We start from the raw sequence: 17,415 nt of genomic DNA on the forward strand, positions 1-17,415 counted from the left end.
TCGGCTTGATGATCTTTTCCTGAATGCTTGTCATTGATCGACACTCCTAACTTGTGCTCCAGAAGAGCAGAAAGGTCAGATCAAGTCTCGTGCTTTACACTTCACATATCGCAGCCGTGGCTGGCTTAGCGTTTTCTGTCCGCGAATGTGTTCCAGCCGTTGTTTCCGCGCCCGTTCTTACGATATCCATTGCGATCGCTTTCTGGTTTGAACGTGGTTTTGATCGGGCCTCTTTCCTGTTCTTCCTTGATGTGTGCAAGGACAGCGCCGAGGCGCTTGTTCTCCGTGATTGCGGCATGCGTGACGCGCTGCTGGTACAGATCGAAGATGCTGCAGGGCAGGGCCACGCCTTTTGCGCGCACTTGGATCCGGCCATCTGCGAACTCGTAGGTATCGACGTATTTGCCTTCCAGGCGGCGCGAGAGATCATTGACCTTCAATCTGATGCGCTTGCGGTCGTACTTCAGCGTCAAGTCTCTGGTCACATAGCGCTTGTCGCGCAGACAGAAGACTTCGGCGAGGCGATCCGGTTCAATGTTCAAAGCGCGGTGTAGGTTGTCTGGCTTAGCCGGAGCTTTAGCGAACCCGGCATTTTCCGAGACAAGTCCAGCGCGCGACCGAATTGTATCATACCAGTCATATGTTTGTTGGGCTTGGGAACTCGAAAGACGGTGTGTTTGGCACTGTAGAAAGCGACGGGACGGCCATGCTTAAGCAGGTAGCGCTCCAAGGCTTCGAAGTAGCTGAACGTGCTTTCAGAAGCCACAAACCGCAACTCCATCAACGTGCTGGTAGCGTCATCAATGAAGACGAGCAGGGTGCAGGGGTCGCTTCGACCCTCGAACCATCGGTGATCCGAACCATCAATCTGGATCAACTCGCCATAGCATTCACGGCGTAGACACGGCTGATGGAAAGTCCGTCGCTGTTTGCGCGACAGCCAAATCCCGACTTCGACCATCCATTTGCGCAATGTCTCGCGTGAGACCTAGAACCTGTGATGTTCAACCAATTTCTCAGCGGCCAAAGTCGGCCCGAAATCCGCATAGCCTTCTTTGATCAACGCCAAGGCATAGTCGCGCTTTGCCTTGTGAATCCGGTTGTTCGGAGGTTTGCCGCGCGCCTTGTGCCGGATCGCTGTTGCTCCATCCACGCGGTATCGCTTCAACAGCCAAAACACCTGGTGCCGCGTCAGATCCAGGAGGTTCGCCGCATTGTCGACTGTCAATCGGCCATCATCGACCTGCGCCAACACCTCTACGCGGTTCAACTCGCGCTCGCTCATCATCACCCAACCCATGTCCGCTCGTCCTCAATGATTTTTGAGGGCAGAGTGACATTCCTGAATTGCTCATGGGTGACATTTTAGCTTTGCGGCTACATGAGATTTAGACTGTAAGAGAAATTATGGTAATTTTTATAGCGTTTTGGCTTCAAGCTGCCGCCACACCCCTGAACCAACCACCAGATTCTGATTTACCTAAGTGGCAGGCAGGGTGGTTCGGTCAGTATCTCGCTCATCTACGACGACTTCTTCAACAATCCTGCCAAACAATGACTGTAGTTGTTTCGACGTCTGGAAGTCTGCTTCGTCGCTAAAGTCCATCCAGATTGTCCGGTTCGCAGGTTGGCCACTGGCATCCAATAACTGCACGCTCATCGAGAGATGACCGGTGGGAGCTTCAATTAATTCCGTCTTAAATCTGTCAGCCATGGTAATTCTCTGCTTTCGCAGACTCATCTCTAGCTGAAGGTTCACGATGGAATACACCCCAAAGTGGACAAGGGTACCGACTGAGACAGATTGGGGATTGAGCGCTACGTCATATCACTCCGAGGCCTGCTTCCCTTTCCGCTCACTAAGGCCAATCAGGCTGCCAATGATGTTGAGTTTGTTTTGCTCGGCCGCGCGCACCATCCCGGTCAGGTACTTTCCGGGACTTATGACAGGCAGTCCAGGGCGATCCCTGTTGGCGTCGAGGATCAACATACACATCGTCGTTTTTTCTTCGCCCATCAACCGAACAGCTTCATCCCAGAGGGAAGGACGAATACCAAGCTCCGGAAGCATATTTTGAGCGGCGACTACAAAATCATGATCCTCCAATGAACCGTTCCGATGACGGCGGATATCCAGGTACATCTGCATGTCCTCAGATGCCAAATCATAAAGCCGCTCGGGCCCTAATTTTTTGATAAATTCGGACTTGTGCGCATCGCTGCCGGCCGCATCATCTTTTTCTAAGCAATTCACGCCACCGTCAGGTGGTGTGTCAGAATTTTTTGGTTCTGCCTGCTTGCAGGCAGGCGATATAGAGATGCTGGCATTACATTTTACATTATTAGATCTTATGGTTGTATCTTGTATATAGGACCGCTCGTTTTCGACTGGTTGACCGTGCGTTTCTTCATACTTTCTTAGTAAGTCCAACGCCTCTCTACAGAGGTTATCCGCATCCGTTTCGTGGAGTGAAAGAGCTTGCAAGGACATGCTGTGTAGTCGGTCCGCGCGAGGCCAGCCTGAGGCTGCCTCGGACAGCCGCGCCACGTCCTCGTGCTCGGGCCCAAGCAAGTGGGACAGTTCCGCGATTACGGAGTTAAGATGGCGTTTGTGTGTGGACCGCAAGCCACGTAGGCGCGCCGCGGACTTGTCCTGTTCGTCCAGAAAGGCTTCGATCTGCCTGAACTCTTCCAGGCGTTCTATGGCGGGCGTAAAGAATATCCCGCGATCCTGCCAACCTGAGCGCCGGCCATTGCCCATGGTACGTTTTTCAATCAGCCCAGCTGTGACCAACTCATTCAGGTGAGCCCTGATGCGGCTGTCGGTGCAATCCGCGCGTTTCGCGAGTTCTGTCTGCGCTGCGTAGCAAATCGGTTCAGCGCCAGGTTTGACCCAATCAGAGGGGCGGGTGATTTCAAACATCTCTTCAAGAGTGCGCAATGCTGCCTTACCAGGAGGGCAGGGGAGGTGTGCTGCGACGCGTTTGATTAGTCGAAAAAAGCCGTCTCGTGTGATACCTGAGAGTACCGGCGGTTCAAAATCCCGTGGTCGGGAGTAGGCGGCCTGATGCGCCCGTTTATTAGCTGTCATGCTCTGCGTCCTCGTTCGATTTTGTCGTTGAGCGAGGCGGCGTTACGGGCAAAAATTTCCTGTTCGCACGAATGCGTTTTTTTCTTGCCTGCGATGTCAGGGAGTTCTACAAATGTAGTCGATGTGAGATCGACTTTTGGGAAGTTGGCGCTTCCTAGATTTGTTTGTAGAGCCCCCTCGTTAGGCCGCCGCCTTGCGGGGGTTCTTTAATTCTGGCGGTGACATTTCTCCTTCGATGTTCATTGATTTTGTTGGCTGGTGCCCGCAAGCGCATTCTTTGGACTGCGCCTTAGCGGTCTGTGAGCGCGGTGCTGAAGCCGTCGACGTAGGCCAGATCCCGTACCAGTTGAGGCGGGAATCCGGCCGAACATTGCGACGGCAACGGAAGGCAGTTGGTTGGACGTGTTTAAATTCAGTATCGGACAACTTCGTACCCGTGGTTGCCCTCATAGTCGTTCCACTCGACGCCAACGCCTCGGTAGAAGACGGATGGTTCGCAAGAAGCCCGTCGCGGAATTCCCACCCAGCTGGGAACTGCGCCCAGGGATGCTTCCTCCCATTTAAAATCGCCCTGCGTGCCATACGTGCCGAGTTGAATATGGAAGCTGAGATAGCAATCGTCGTCCCGGCCACGTTTCTCATAGCTGTAGAACTGGACATCCCAGACGCGGACCGACCTGACAAAATCAAATGCAGAGGTTGAAATATCTACATCTGCCTGCTGTGCGAGGATGATGCGATCGGCAATGTGCTGTGCGTCGGAAGCCGATTGAACCGGAAGGGCAGGGGGCGCGAATGGCTGTGCTGCAGCTACTTTCCAGATCCGATCCGTCAGAGTTTCGGGGACATCATAGCTCACGCCCAACGGGCAGCGCCAGATTTGAAGGGGCGGCTCCACAGGGTAGGGGGTGATCCGTCTAATGAACTCGGCCTTTGCTGCCGTGCACTCAGCAGACGATGGCCAACCACCTGCCAAACACAGCAGGATCGCGCAATCTATGGGGTATCCAGAAGATTGAGCCTGAGCGCCGAAACTTATCACCTGTGTCCCGGTGAGGGCGAGTGATGCCAGTATTAGCTTGATGCTGTTTCTCATGTATTTCAGCGACTTATAATGGTCGAATTTCGAATCTCTCTTACCGTTCTCCATATTCACTCCCCAGTTTCCAGCTTCAATCCAGACGTGCATGCGAAAAAGAACGCGTTGCGACACCTACGGAACCTAGTGATGCCGCGCACATCTGGTTCTCAGATCTGCAGATGATAGAAATTTGTCGATTGCGTCGTCCTGAACGACCGGTCCTACACCCTCCCACTTTATCACGTTTGATACCTAACATAGCATTTAGTAGTTGACATGGTATTAGATAGGAGGCATGACTCGCAATGTGTTTATTTTAAAGAACCATGTCATAAGCCCCGTAGCCATTCGTAGCGGTTGGGGCCGATCATGCAGAGAGATGAAGAAAGACCGGTGTTTCTGCTGAGAGACTTACCGAAATGGGTGAAGGATGGTGGTGAGATTCACATTAGGTGTCTTGAAACACCCACTCGAATTGGGCCGAACTTATCTGGATTGTGGCGGATCTATGCTGTCGCCGATGGCAGAGTGGAACGCGTTCTCTGTGCCGTCAATTCGGTTGCACCTAGGGATTTCCGAACATTCGCTGTGTTGTATAAGCTTGCGTACAATGTTGGTTTCAAGCGCTTTGAGATCCCCATGCGAAAAGGGGATCAAGTCTGCTTCAAGCGAGCGGACTTTTTGCCAGAAATACTTGAAGGCGCAGGATCCAAAAAGAATAACTCTGACTAGTTTTCACGCTCAGGGACAGCAGGACACATCAGACAATCTAACAGTCATAGGAACTGGCAATCAGCCAGTCCTGGCGGCTCAAATTTACACTCACGGCGCCGGGTGCGAGGTAGGGGAGGCGTCCCCCTGTCTTCCTTATCCCGCACATCTGTTGGTTGCGCTGCTTGGGTTTCGGAAAGCGGGGCGGGCAGCATGAACAAGCTCGTCTTCATAGGGCTGGCGGCAGCTGTAATGTTGGCCTACGACCTAAGCAGTAGGTTTTTTGCCAACAATCTGCACGTCCCAGCATCAGAGGTGGAGATCGTTGATGGCGACACGATTGATCATGGTGATGACAGTTACCGGCTGGTCGGCTTCGACACTCCGGAAACATACCGGGCCAAATGTGACGCGGAGCGTGCATTGGGCCTCAAAGCCAAAAACAGGCTCGAACAAATCGTAAACGCGGCTGGCGGGATCGATCTGGCAAAGCAGAATTACCACGACAAGCATGGCCGTCTTTTGGCTATCGGATACGCGGATGGTCAGGATGTCGGTGACATTCTGATATCCGAGGGACTGGCACGATCCTATGAGGGAGGCAAGCGCCAGCCCTGGTGTGATTGATCCAAGATGAACAGTGAAATGAACCGGGAGAGAACGAGACGTTAAGACCAAAGCACTCTGCTCAACAGAGGCTCAAAAATCCGAAAAAAACCACTCACCGGGAAACCGGCCCTGACGCTCCGTGTCTGCAAACTCAAAGCATCAGGGCCCCATTCCCGTAAAAACGAGGAACACGACGTGACTAGCATGACTCACGCGCCGTTGAAAACGGCTTTCGTCGCGGCACTTGCTGCCATCGGCGCTGGTTTGCCCATTGCAGCCAGCGCATTCCAGATCCCTGACGGCGCAGTGACCGATTTGTCGGGCAACCCAAACCTCGGGGCGTCGCTGACGATCACAGATGGGATCGACCCGGTTGCTACTTTTGCCGGACCCAGCTCATACAACGGCACATCTGATATTTCTGTGGCCCTGACATTTGATGAAGATGTCACCGGATTGGACACATCCGACCTGGCAGCGACCAATGCCAGCATTGTCAGCGTGACCGGCAGCGGGACAGATTACACCGTGACAGTCGCACCGAACGGTTCGGGCGATATTGATGTGGTTCTTGCGGCGCAGGCCGCAACGGACGCTGCAGGCAACGGCAACGCCCAAACATCTCTGTCAGCCGACACCGGGACCACCATTGTTGATGGCATTGGACCGGTCGCAACCTTCAATGCACCTGCGAGCTACACCGGCACTGATGACATCACCGTTGGTCTGACCTTCGATGAGGATGTGACCGGGCTCGATGTTAGCGATCTGGTTCCGACCAACGCATCTGTTGCAAGCGTGAGCGGCAGCGGAACCGACTACGCCGTTATCCTGACACCGAACGGTTCGGGCGGCATTGATTTGCTGCTGTCCGCAAATGCCGTCACGGATGCAGCTGGCAACGGCAATGCCGAAACCTCGATCTCGTCCAGCCTGGGCACCGTCATTGCGGACGCAATCGGTCCAATGGCGACACTCGATGCACCGTCTGAATACACCGACACCTCGGCGTTGACGGTCACCGTGACCTTCGATGAAGGCGTGAATGGCTTCGGAAACAGTGCGGATGACGTTGCAGTGACCAACGGGACCTGGACGCTGGTTGGTGGCTCTGATAGCGACAGCACCTATCAGATCGAAGTTGCACCTGACGGTTCCGGAGCATTGGGCTTCCGAATTCCTGAGCGAGCAGGAGCGGCACTGGCGGCGAACTGACCGCATGCGTGACGCTCATCGGCCCGGAGACTTGCTCCGGGCCGATCCCCTCTCAGAATTCTCAGGACCCAGATTATGTCTTTCTTTGCTATCAAAAGGGTGGCGCTCCCTGATCTGCGCCGAATTGCAATCGCGTCCGCTGTATTAGCGACGACGACGGTATTGCCTGATCCTGCGATGGCGTTTGAAACCATCTCGGACAGTGTAATCAATGGAGAACTGAACCCGACCCATTGGCCCAGTACCACGACAACGGTAACCACCACGTTCACTGCCGATGGCGAATGGTCAGATATTACAGTCGTGAATCTCTTCGAAGGTTTTTACCATCTCGAAAGCTGGTCGGCGGAAGTCATTAATGACCAGACAATCTTCACACTCATTGGAGACTGCTTCCGCGCAGGGTTGCTCGGATGCGATCGTGGTGAAACTGTTATTAACATTTTAGTTGAGGGAACGAGGGCGAACAGCATTGAGACTGAATTGCGCCTCCGAGGGGATTACGAAGTCGAACGCATTGGTGTGACGATTGACACTCCAGATGTCTTTAACGGTACCGACCCGATCGCTGTAAACATAACGTTCGATGAGCCTGTAACCGGTTTTGGATTGGATGATCTCGCATCGGATATATCAACCTTTTCAAACCTAAGCGGCAGCGGCGCAAATTACCAAATAGAATTATCGCCATCTGGCCAATCCGACAGTGTTGGGTTTAGGCTTATAGCGGATTCCGCGGCAAATGCGAACGGGCTGGGCGTTGAGGCTGACGTCTTTGCTGTGTTTCGGGGTCCATCGCCGACAGTAACCTTTAGCGCTGCACCGGCTGAATACACCGATACGTCACCAGTAACATTCAACGTAACGGCTTCAGAAACCTGGGATGATCTCGGCAATGTGCCGGCGGCTGTTCTTGAGGCGCAAGGTGTCTCGGATCTTCAGTTTGCGCAGGTCGATGAATTTACCTTTGCGGTCTCAGCGACGCCAATTGGGACCGGCCCGATGGCGCTCCTCATTCCGGATGGAGCTGCAGCCGATCTGGACGGAAACCCCACCAATCAGATCAGCGCGTCGATTGCCGACGCCAAACAACCGGTGGGCACACTCGTAGCACCAGCCGACTTTGCTGGAACATCGGTGGTTGAGATAACGGCCACTTTTGACGAGGCGATAATCCTGAACGATAGCAGCGCGGTTGTTCTTCAGAATGCGTCGCTGGACTCTATTGCCGCCAGCGGATCGGTCGTGACATTCGCGATCCTGCCGGATGGATCAGACGATGTGACAATTGCAATAGGTGAGGGGCTTGTAACCGACGCGGACGGCAACCTCTCAACCACCATCGCCGCACAGTCGATCACGGCGCCGCCCTCGGACCAGGAAGCGCCGGTCGCAACGATTTCGCCGGACAGCTACAGTTATACAGAGCCCTTCGAAGCAACAATCACGTTCAATGAATATCTCGATGACGCCCGCCCGCTTGTTTTGGCATCGCTGGCGGCAAACCACGCGCGTCTCTCCGGCCTGAGACGGATCAACAGCAAGCAGTTCAGCTTCATGGTCGCGCCGGACGGTATCAATGATGTGGTGATCACGTTGGCGGCAGACGCCGTTCGGGATCTGGCTGGCAACGGCAACGAACAGGCCGACCTCACCATCACCAACAGCGGGTATGTCGAAGAAACCGTTAAGGCCATCGCTGAGTTCATGGTTGGTCGCGGAACCCAAATGCTGGGCAATCGTCCGAACTACACAAGACTGGCGGCCTGTGACCGAGACCCGTCAGGTGGTTTCAATGTTGCCTCTGGTGACTCCGGGCTGAATGGCTCATTCGACGCCAGCCATTGTACACCGCTGACAGAACATTGGTCGGCATGGATCAATGTCGCAGGCAGCATCGCAGACTATAACGGCAACAGGCTTCGCTTCGGTGTCGGCCAGATCGGTATTCAGAACCGGACCAGAGAAAACCTGGTGCTCGGCATGATGGCGCAGTTGGACTATGCCCATCAGAAGAACGATGCGGCAGGGTCCGATGTTGAAGGCACAGGCTTCATGGTCGGCCCATATGCGGTCTGGCAGGTTCCGGAAACCAACAGCACTCTGGAAGTCGAAGCCAGCTGGGGCCGGTCCTACAATACGGTGAACCCCGTCGGGCTCTATTCCGATGACTTTGACACCACGCGGTTCCTTGTTGCCGGGACATACAGTGCCGATTTCGACGTGCAGAGCTGGCGGATCTCGCCCAGCATTGGCGCGCGCTACTACCGCGACAAGCAGGGCGCATATGTCGACACCGTTGGATACACGATCCCGGAACAGACCATAGCCATTGGTGAGGCGGAGTTTGCGGCCGAAGTCGGCCGGGAATGGTTGGCCAATAATGGCGCGTATATGGGGCTCAGCGCTAAGCTTGGCGGCATCTACATGTTCCAAATGCAAGCCAATGCGCTGGAGGATAACCCTGTTGTTGATCAGGGCTCGCTGCGGCCACGCCTCGATCTTGCGTTCACAGCGCGCCGGGGTCTTGGCTTCGTAACGCTTACGGGGTTCCACGATGGTTTGGGAACAGGCGGTTCCGGCGACTTCAAATCATATGGTGTCGGCGCTGAATTGGGCTGGGAGTTCTGACCATGCGTCGCGTCATCCCAACGCTCTGCCTGCTATGCTCGATGCACCTCTCACCGGCTTTGGCCGGTGACAGGGTGGAACAGGTGCAGGAGGTATTCAGCACCACGGAATTTGGTTCCGGTTTTGATATCCTGTCCTTCAAGGTCCGGATTGACGAACTGGTCGATCCTGACACCGACCGCAGCGTGATAATTGCAGAAATTGATGCGCTTGAGAAAAGCCTGTGGACCACTATTCCCGCAGATGCTGACGCGGATGCGCGTCTGCTTGCGCTGCGGCGATTTCTCTACCGGGCAGGGGACTGGAACGGCCAGCACGCCTTTGAATACGACACTGATGACCCATACGGACAGCAGGTCGAGAACAAACTCCTTTCGGACTATCTTGAGGACCGGACAGGCAATTGCGTGACCATGCCTGTCCTGTTTGCGGTCCTCGGCCAACGTATCGGATTGGATCTCGGGCTGGCGCTCGCACCGCGGCACGTCGTTGTAAAATACGAAAATGGGGCAGGGGACAGCCTCAATCTCGAAGCAACGTCGAGCGGCGGATCTCTCAGCGTTGACGACTATCGCGCCTATCTACCCATCAGCGGCACCGCTCTGGAACAGCAGGTCTATTTTCAGCGCCTCGATGAGCGCGAGATGGCCGCCTTGCTGGCGTCATCAGTGATTGAGAAATTGATGGCAGACGGGCAGTTCGCAGAGGCGATCCGTGTTGCAGACTTCCTGATCGAACAGCATCCGAAATTTGTCTGGGCGATGTCGGTCAAGGCTCTGGCAGTTCAGAAGCTCTGGACGCGCGATTTCGTAAATGTCTACGCGGTTCCCGAGGACATTCCTGCCGAAGACTGGCCGCGATTTTCTCAGCTTGTTGACGAGCACAAAAAGACACTGGACGCGGCAAAGGCTTTGGGCTGGCAGCCTGTTGATCTGCCTGATTACGGGGAGGTAGGCCAATGAAACCCGCCCTGATCCAAGCGCGCCATAATGACTGTTATGTTAAATATGACAGTAAAGCTGACCTAAATCGGGAGGCTTTTCTATGACTGCAGCGATTGAAATCACCCCACTTGAAACGGACTATAATTTCAACTGCCCGTCCTGTGCGGCCAGACTTGGCTGGGTGACGCCCGAGGGCGTGTTGAATTTCTCGACCGGCGCGAAACCCTGGGTCACCAGCGAGACCCACAGCATTCAGCAACAGTTGATTCATGATCGTGGGTTGTTTGCGGCCTACGATCCGGATCGGCACGGAACAACTATCATATACGAGCTGCTGGATGGTACCTGTCACCAGTGCGCGGACCAGGTTTACACCGCCATTGTTCCAATGCGGGAACGCGAGCCTCGTGGGCTATGTTCGCCGAAAAAGCCGCAGTTTTCCCGCGCTCTTTGGAAAGAGACTGGTGAGACCTGGCTTGTAATTACGCACAGTTCAGCCTTTGGGCCACGCCGAGAGCATATGTTCGGGCCGTTCACGCTCGATGCCAATAACGACCGACTTCAACCACGCAACAGTTTCCGGGGGCTGTGGCTCGCCGTAACCAAAGACCCTTTGGTTTGGTGGAACGAATTCATTGCGCAGCGGTGGGCAGAACTTTGGGCCGTCACGGTCAAGCCGCGCGTCAGCCGCGCTGGCGAAGGAGAGTGAAATGGTTCTTGGCGTCCCTGCTCACATGATCCCGCCCAAACAGCCCAGCGACGAAGAGCGCTTTGCAACCGTTTTCCATCCGCTTTGGTCGTCTGCAGATGACTATTACCTTCTTCAGGCAAAAAAGAAGGGTAAGGACTTCGTCCACATTGCCGGGGAATTGGAACGGTCACGGATTGCGGTCGAGCAGCGCTATCATCGGTTGCGCCGGATCAATGGGATCGAAGAACTCCTTGAGCAATACGGTCTCACCGATATGCGCTATTTTCTCGATGGCAGCGGCCTCTCTTCTGAAACCGAGACAGAAGAGAAACCGCGCCTCCACGACAGGAGGCCAAGCCCTTGAGTCTCCATCTGTGGAACAAAACGGTTAAGGCTGATACCGAAATCGGTCAAGTCGCGAAGGCACAAGCCTGGTTCAACGGCAATCGCGCCGATTGTCAGCCCGGCGTTGCAATGCTTTTACTCTCCCTACTGGTCTTCGGTGGCCGGGCGCATGCCCAGGTCATCGAATACGAGCCTGATGGCAGCGTGTTCCTGAATGGCGCACGCGCAGAAATCGTTGACGGCGTAGTTCAACCGCTCCGGATGCGCGAATACGAGCTGGACGACCAGACCAAACGCAGAAGGTCAAAGCGCAGGACAAGATCAAGATTGCGGGCAAGGCACCGCGGCCGCGCAATCCGTCCGGTGGCTGGTCGCAGAAACGGATCATCAAGGAAATCCACGCCGCAGCGGATCGCCATGACATACCGGCAGAGCTGTTCATGGCACTGGTCTGGCAGGAAAGCCGGTACCGCGCTGACGCCCTTTCACCGAAAGGTGCAATGGGGTTCGCTCAGCTCATGCCGGGAACCGCCAAAGACCTGGGCGTAAACCCCAAGAACCCAGCAGAAAACCTCGACGGTGGCGCGCGCTACCTGGCGACGCAATACCGCGAGTTTGGAAGCTGGAAACTGGCGCTCGCCGCCTACAACGCCGGTCCTCATCGCGTCGTTGAATATGGCGGCATCCCCCCCTTCACCGAAACCCGCAACTACGTGCGGACTATCCTCAGCAAAGTGAGCACAGACCTATGAAACGATCCCATTTTCAACAGCAAGTCGCCTTTTTCGCAGTGGCCCTGATCTTCGTTAGCGCGGCCCCCGCCTCTGCCGGTTGGCTGAACGATGCCATTGGTGATTTTATCCGCGAGACGCTGGAAGACTCTAAGAATGTTGGCGTGACCATTGCCGCAATTGGCTTCATCTGGGGCCTTCTGACTTACATCTTTGGCTGGGGTTCGCTCAAGATGCCGATTGCCGCCGTTCTGATTGGCGCGGTCATCGGCCTCTCTGACACCTTCATCGGAACCTGATTGATGGCGCGCAGCAACACGGTCTTTAAAGGGCTGAGCCGCCCCGCAGAATGGGGCGGTCTGCCCGTGATCTATCTGCTGGTGATTTCGGGTTTGATCTTGCTGGCGTTCTTCCTGTTTGGACTGACGCCGGCAATCATTGCGGGGTTCGCTTTCTATACCGGGCTGCGCCTCTTTTACGAATGGGAACCGGCATTCTTCCGCATCCTGTTCGTGACCCGTTCCATGACACCACGCACCAAGAACCGCCAACATCACGGGGGAGATTACTACAGTGCCTAAACCTGCCGCTCAGGATATGTGGACCATCGCGCGCTCATTGCTTGAACCGAGCTGGCGCAAGGATGAAATGCACCTGTTTCAGATGTTGCCCTATGGCTATGTCGTGGACGATGAGGTGATTTCCACTCGCAACGGCGGTTTGATCGGCGCTGCAGAAATCACCGGAATCAACGCAAGCACGTTGGACGACGACGAGTTCGAATTTCTGGCCCAACGCTTCGAGGGGGTGTTGCGGAACACACCAAATGAGTTCGCCTTTTACGTTCATCGGCTGACTGTTCCGTCCGAGACCGGTCACGTCGTTACGGACCCATCCGGATTTGCCGGTGCTGTAGCAGAAGCCATGCATTCGGCCTCGCTCAATGCAGAGCTGAAAGAACGCAGGATCGTCATCAGTGCCATTCTGCAGAAGCGTCAGGATGAACGGGCCAAGCAAATTCTCGGCATTTCGTCGGACACGATTGACGAGGAACGCAGCGAATTGATTGAACAGCTCGACGGCTTTTTCAAGACGCTGGCCGGCACGCTGGGTGAGGGCCGGGTGCGCCGACTGAAGCTTAGTGAAGGGCGATGGTTAGGCTATTATGGGATGCTGCTGAACGGGCGGTACCAGCCGATCATTCACACCAACATTGCAGAACCCATTGCCTTCAACATGCCGCAAGAGGATGTGTTGTTCCGGGGCAAGACCGGCAAGCTGGTGACTGGAGATGACCAGGAGCGCTCTATTCGCGTCTTTTCTCTGAAGAACTACCCAGACACCTCCTTTCCAGGCGTCTTCGACGGTCTGGATCTGCCGGTCGATATTGTGATTTCTCAATCCTTCCTGCCGATCAGCCGTGCGCAGGCGCAGGAAATGGAGCGGCGTAAGTCGGGGCAGATGCGCTCGGCTGGGGACAAGGCGCAATCACTGCAGGACGATTTGACCATTCTGGCGGACGGCATCGCCTCCGGCACAGTATCCATCGGCAAACACCACCTTTCGATCTGTGTGTTCGGAACCGAGGAAGTTCTTAGACTTGCCGAAAAACGCATTATCAGTGAACTCCAAATCAAGGGCGGCACGGTAAAGCGTGAAGCGATGTCGGCGCGGGCCGTATACTTCGCGCAGCACCCCGGCAATTTCGCGTTCCGTCCTCGTGAAGAACTGATCACCGACCAGAACTTTGCGGACATGGTTGCGTTCCATATGCGGCCAACAGGAACTCCAGCAAAGAAATTGCCCTGGCCGGGCCCGCTGGCAACCTTCCCCACCACGCAAGGCGACAGGTATGATCTGTCGTTGCACTCGCAAAAAACCAGCGATGATCCGGAAAACCTGCCCCCCGGTCACACCATTGTTCTGGCCCCCAATGGGTCAGGCAAAACCGTGATTGCGATGCTGCTGGCGACGTGCGCTGTTGCACAGGGCGCGCGGATCATCGCGTTTGACAAAGACCGGGCGATGGAAGCCCCGATGCGGGCGCTTGGGGCGCAGTATACCCGCGTCAGGGTTGGCGAGCCCACCGGCATGAACCCGTTTCAAACGGAAACGGATGAAGCCGGGCAAAGCTGGCTGGCGAATTGGGTTGTTGCTCTTTTGAGCCACGACGAAAAGCTGACAACAGAGCAAAAAGACGAAATCAACCGGGCGTGCCAAGCCAACGCCGCCCTGCCACCGGCGCTGCAGAACTTTGATTCATTGACGGAACGATTCAAAGCCTTTGCTGACGGCAAGAACCTGTTCAGACGGGCAAGCGAATGGTCCGGCAATGGGCGGTTGTCCTGGATGTTCGGAGAAGGAGGTACAGATCCGTTTGCCTCTGGCGACCGGCATCTGGTGTTCGATATCTCCGAGGTTTTGAATGATGAATTGGTCCGGCTAGCATGGATCAGCTACGTCATGCGCCAGATCGAACGCCGCTGCGCTGAAAGAGTGCCAACAGTCTTTGTCGTTGATGAAGCCTGGGTGATCGCCGGCAACGAATACGGCGCGAAAATCCTCGAAAACGCATTTACCACGTATCGAAAACTCGACGTCATGATGATGATGATGACGCAAAACCCCGATCACTTCCTGTCATCACCCGCCAGCAAGTCGATCCTGGCAAACACCAGCACTCAACTCCTGTTTCCCTCAAAGAAAGGAAACGAGGATGACTACCGGGCAATCGGCTTAAACGACTCTGAACTGGCCGCTCTGAGAGCGCATGCGGACCACCGCATGATGTTGATGAAGAAAGAAAACGACAGCGTTTGGCTCGATGTCGATATCGGCGCGCTCGGCCCCCTTCTTCGTGTTCTGAGCGGATCAGACGGCAAATCATTCCCTGATCCCGAATGGCGTCAAAACCCCAACTTCTGGAAGGAAATTCAATGAAACTTCGTCTTGCGCTCGCCCTCATCACTCTCGCCGTCATTGCAGGCTGCACCGGTACCTATTCCGGATATCGCAGCAAGTGCGCCTGCGACTTTCAGAAGATGGAACCTGTAAACCTGGAGTTTGTCTGATGCTGTGTTTCAAAGCCACGCGTTATGCCCTTGCCGCAAGTATTGCCCTAGCTCTGCCCGTCTCTGCGATCGCGCAGGGTGTTCCCACAGTCGACGCGGCGCAGATTACGCAGGATGCGACCAACTCCGCCCGTGAGATCGGAGAAATGGTTCGCCAGTATGAACAGCTGCTGGAGCAATATGAAATGCTCGAACAGCAACGGGCTCTGCTGGAAAACTCTTTCAAGGCGATCTCCGGTCTGACGGATCTTGATGACATTAACAGCCGCAGTTTTTTGAAATTGGCGACGGCGGCCGACACGTTGGGTTATGCGCTGGACTCGACAGAGGACAGCATCACCGGCCTGCCTGATGTCGCCGCGCAGGCAATGGAACGTCGATCCATCAGCCTTGGTCTCAACGGTGGCATCCTGTCGGAGTTTAATGGCTCGAACGTGCAAGCGCGTCGCATCCTGTCAGAGCGGGGTGGCGCAGGGTTGATGGCATCGGCTCTGGGCGAGAACGGATACGACATGGCCGGCCAGCTCTCTGAGGATGCGGAAGACCTGCGCAGCCAGGTCGGCCAGCAGGAAGAGCTCAAGGAAGCAATCGACTACAACACGGCGGTTCTTCTGAAACTGCTTCAGGTCGAAATAGAAATCCTGCGTGTGACCTCAGCCAATGCCCTGGCCTCGGGTTCCGGCCTTGCAGCTGACGCCGCGGATCACGCGATAACCGTCAACTATGCCCGAGGAGAATAATGATGAAAAAAGCTTTGGAATTGGAGCGGCACTTTTGTTGCTGGGGAATGTGGCGTCTGCGGATTTGGTTTGGATACCGCAGCCAGAGGTAAACTGGACTTTTGGACAATACGGGACCTGTCTTGGGGGGTGGGCCATAGTCGACTATCAGGATCCAGCCTATAGCTACGCCAAAGACCAACTTGACGAACACCGCAAAAGCGATCGCCGAGAATGGGACCACAATTATTGGGGCGATGCGATCTTAAATGAGCAGGTTTTGCATGCCACCGAAACAGCGCTTGAACAATGCAAGCTTCGGGCGGCAGGCGAAGATTACAGCTCCGAATGCCCGCTTGGTTCGTTGTCAGTGGAAGAAGCAACTCAAAAAGTTGGAGCCGATAACCCGGAGTTTTGGCAGCAAGACTATCAATTCCTGAAAGATCTGAAGGCTGAGCAAAAGGATCAGTTTAACGCCCTCAAACCTCTTCTTGAGGAGGCTTGCGGAAAATGATTCAGGGTTTTGTTGCTCAGATTGACGCCGCTCTGAATGGCTTTTCGCGCACCATCTTTAACAATCTGGCAAGCGACCTCGCTGCCGGCCTCTGGATGATCGCGGCGCTTATCTTTGTTGTCATGATGATCAACGCAGTTTTGCAAATAAAAGAAATCGGGCTGACGGCATATATTGGATGGTACATCCGCATTGCGATCATCATCGCCATGGCCAGCAGCTGGAGTTACTTCGAGCCAATATATGCGGGTGTTAATGGTCTCGGAGACAGTATCTCAGCCGCGATAAACGGCGGTGACAGTGTTTGGTCATCGCTTGATGAATTAGTCCTGAAATGTTTCACGCTCGCGAAAGAAGCCGGTGAAAACACGTGGAGCGGCGTGAGTTTAACGGGTGTCGTTCTTTGGGCTATTGGAGGAATTATTGCGGCTTTTGGAACGGGCATGGCTCTGATCGCCAAGGGTGGTCTTGCCTTGGCCCTGGGACTTGCACCTGTGTTTATTTCAACGCTGATCAGTTCCGGGACCGGGCAAATTTTTGCATCCTGGGCAAAGACGGTCATAGGTCTGCTTTTGATCACCGTGGTTCTCGCGGGCATGATGGCTCTCATTTCCTCGCTGTTCATCGACATTCTTTCAAAAACAAACAACGCCGGCAGCATGCAGCAAACTGGTCAATTCCTTGCGGTCTGCATCATCTCAATTGTCATGCTGACGCAGATCCCGTCTCTTGCCAGCGGCATGTCCGGTGCGATTGTTTCAGCAGCGTCCGGTCTTGCGGTCGCGAGCGGTATGGCGGGTGCCGCGAAAAACGCACTTAGCGCTGCGGGCAAGGGCGCAGGCAAGGCTGTAGCCGCAGGCAAAACAGGCGCAGCGATGGCTTCGGCAGCGCGCAGCGGCACAGGCATTCGAGACAGCGCAGCGCGTGCCATGCAAGCCCGTCGGGATATCGCCCACAGATCACGAAACCAAAGTGGCGCAGCGCGTCAGGGACGCGCCGCCGACAATTACCGGCGGGCGATCCAAGCGGCTCGCGCCAAAGCTTCAGATAACGAGGGATAGA

General features: G+C 55.1%; 17 protein-coding genes and 1 pseudogene. 14 read left to right on the forward strand and 4 right to left on the reverse strand.

Features of this window, described 5'->3' with window-relative positions; translation table 11 throughout:
* Nucleotides 1–125: 125 nt before the first annotated feature.
* The 4 genes and pseudogenes from ACR0DT_RS23485 to ACR0DT_RS23500 form a co-directional block, all read right to left on the reverse strand.
* Nucleotides 126–1,300: pseudogene (locus ACR0DT_RS23485) on the reverse strand (ISNCY family transposase).
* Nucleotides 1,301–1,480: 180 nt separating this feature from the next.
* On the reverse strand, nucleotides 1,481–1,714 hold the full coding sequence (locus tag ACR0DT_RS23490; protein WP_480713091.1) for a hypothetical protein: 234 nt from the start codon (nucleotides 1,712–1,714) through the stop codon (nucleotides 1,481–1,483).
* 114 nt (nucleotides 1,715–1,828) lie between these two features.
* Nucleotides 1,829–3,091 carry a replication initiation protein RepC gene (gene repC, locus ACR0DT_RS23495; protein WP_480713092.1) on the reverse strand — a complete coding sequence of 421 codons (1,263 nt, stop codon included), beginning with the start codon at nucleotides 3,089–3,091 and terminating at the stop codon, nucleotides 1,829–1,831.
* A gap of 412 nt (nucleotides 3,092–3,503) precedes the next feature.
* Nucleotides 3,504–4,241, reverse strand: a complete 738-nt coding sequence (locus ACR0DT_RS23500) for a hypothetical protein (RefSeq protein ID WP_480713093.1) — start codon at nucleotides 4,239–4,241, stop codon at nucleotides 3,504–3,506.
* 855 nt (nucleotides 4,242–5,096) lie between these two features.
* Between ACR0DT_RS23500 and ACR0DT_RS23505 the strand changes: the two genes are divergently transcribed.
* The 14 genes from ACR0DT_RS23505 (at nucleotide 5,097) to ACR0DT_RS23570 (ending at nucleotide 17,414) form a co-directional block, all read left to right on the forward strand.
* Nucleotides 5,097–5,510, forward strand: coding sequence for a thermonuclease family protein (locus ACR0DT_RS23505; protein ID WP_480713094.1), 414 nt, complete (start codon nucleotides 5,097–5,099; stop codon nucleotides 5,508–5,510).
* A 186-nt stretch (nucleotides 5,511–5,696) separates the two neighbouring features.
* Nucleotides 5,697–6,707, forward strand: coding sequence for an Ig-like domain-containing protein (locus ACR0DT_RS23510; RefSeq protein WP_480713137.1), 1,011 nt, complete (start codon nucleotides 5,697–5,699; stop codon nucleotides 6,705–6,707).
* A 75-nt stretch (nucleotides 6,708–6,782) separates the two neighbouring features.
* The gene (locus ACR0DT_RS23515; RefSeq protein ID WP_480713095.1) at nucleotides 6,783–9,338 is read left to right on the forward strand and encodes an autotransporter outer membrane beta-barrel domain-containing protein; all 2,556 of its coding nucleotides are present in this window, start codon (nucleotides 6,783–6,785) and stop codon (nucleotides 9,336–9,338) included.
* 2 nt (nucleotides 9,339–9,340) lie between these two features.
* Complete coding sequence (locus tag ACR0DT_RS23520) at nucleotides 9,341–10,300, forward strand: transglutaminase family protein (protein ID WP_480713096.1); 960 nt, start codon at nucleotides 9,341–9,343, stop codon at nucleotides 10,298–10,300.
* Nucleotides 10,301–10,382: 82 nt separating this feature from the next.
* Nucleotides 10,383–10,991, forward strand: a complete 609-nt coding sequence (locus ACR0DT_RS23525; protein WP_480713097.1) for a hypothetical protein — start codon at nucleotides 10,383–10,385, stop codon at nucleotides 10,989–10,991.
* 1 nt (nucleotide 10,992) lies between these two features.
* On the forward strand, nucleotides 10,993–11,337 hold the full coding sequence (locus tag ACR0DT_RS23530) for a hypothetical protein (RefSeq protein WP_480713098.1): 345 nt from the start codon (nucleotides 10,993–10,995) through the stop codon (nucleotides 11,335–11,337).
* Between the two features lie 376 nt (nucleotides 11,338–11,713).
* Nucleotides 11,714–12,070 (forward strand): lytic transglycosylase domain-containing protein, encoded by a 357-nt coding sequence (locus ACR0DT_RS23535; protein WP_480713138.1) that lies wholly within the window; start codon nucleotides 11,714–11,716, stop codon nucleotides 12,068–12,070.
* The gene (locus ACR0DT_RS23540) at nucleotides 12,067–12,348 is read left to right on the forward strand and encodes a hypothetical protein (protein ID WP_480713099.1); all 282 of its coding nucleotides are present in this window, start codon (nucleotides 12,067–12,069) and stop codon (nucleotides 12,346–12,348) included. Before ACR0DT_RS23535 ends, ACR0DT_RS23540 begins: the two co-directional genes overlap by 4 nt.
* Before the next feature lie 3 nt (nucleotides 12,349–12,351).
* On the forward strand, nucleotides 12,352–12,630 hold the full coding sequence (locus tag ACR0DT_RS23545; RefSeq protein WP_480713100.1) for a VirB3 family type IV secretion system protein: 279 nt from the start codon (nucleotides 12,352–12,354) through the stop codon (nucleotides 12,628–12,630).
* Nucleotides 12,623–14,989, forward strand: coding sequence for a VirB4 family type IV secretion/conjugal transfer ATPase (locus tag ACR0DT_RS23550; protein WP_480713101.1), 2,367 nt, complete (start codon nucleotides 12,623–12,625; stop codon nucleotides 14,987–14,989). Before ACR0DT_RS23545 ends, ACR0DT_RS23550 begins: the two co-directional genes overlap by 8 nt.
* On the forward strand, nucleotides 14,986–15,120 hold the full coding sequence (locus ACR0DT_RS23555; protein ID WP_480713102.1) for a hypothetical protein: 135 nt from the start codon (nucleotides 14,986–14,988) through the stop codon (nucleotides 15,118–15,120). Before ACR0DT_RS23550 ends, ACR0DT_RS23555 begins: the two co-directional genes overlap by 4 nt.
* The gene (locus ACR0DT_RS23560) at nucleotides 15,120–15,860 is read left to right on the forward strand and encodes a type IV secretion system protein (RefSeq protein WP_480713103.1); all 741 of its coding nucleotides are present in this window, start codon (nucleotides 15,120–15,122) and stop codon (nucleotides 15,858–15,860) included. Before ACR0DT_RS23555 ends, ACR0DT_RS23560 begins: the two co-directional genes overlap by 1 nt.
* The gene (locus ACR0DT_RS23565; RefSeq protein WP_480713104.1) at nucleotides 15,844–16,353 is read left to right on the forward strand and encodes a hypothetical protein; all 510 of its coding nucleotides are present in this window, start codon (nucleotides 15,844–15,846) and stop codon (nucleotides 16,351–16,353) included. Before ACR0DT_RS23560 ends, ACR0DT_RS23565 begins: the two co-directional genes overlap by 17 nt.
* Nucleotides 16,350–17,414 carry a type IV secretion system protein gene (locus tag ACR0DT_RS23570; protein WP_480713105.1) on the forward strand — a complete coding sequence of 355 codons (1,065 nt, stop codon included), beginning with the start codon at nucleotides 16,350–16,352 and terminating at the stop codon, nucleotides 17,412–17,414. The genes ACR0DT_RS23565 and ACR0DT_RS23570 overlap by 4 nt, the downstream gene beginning before the upstream one ends.
* The last annotated feature ends 1 nt before the right edge of the window (nucleotide 17,415 follow it).

Source organism: Ruegeria sp. BI11 (assembly GCF_056538005.1).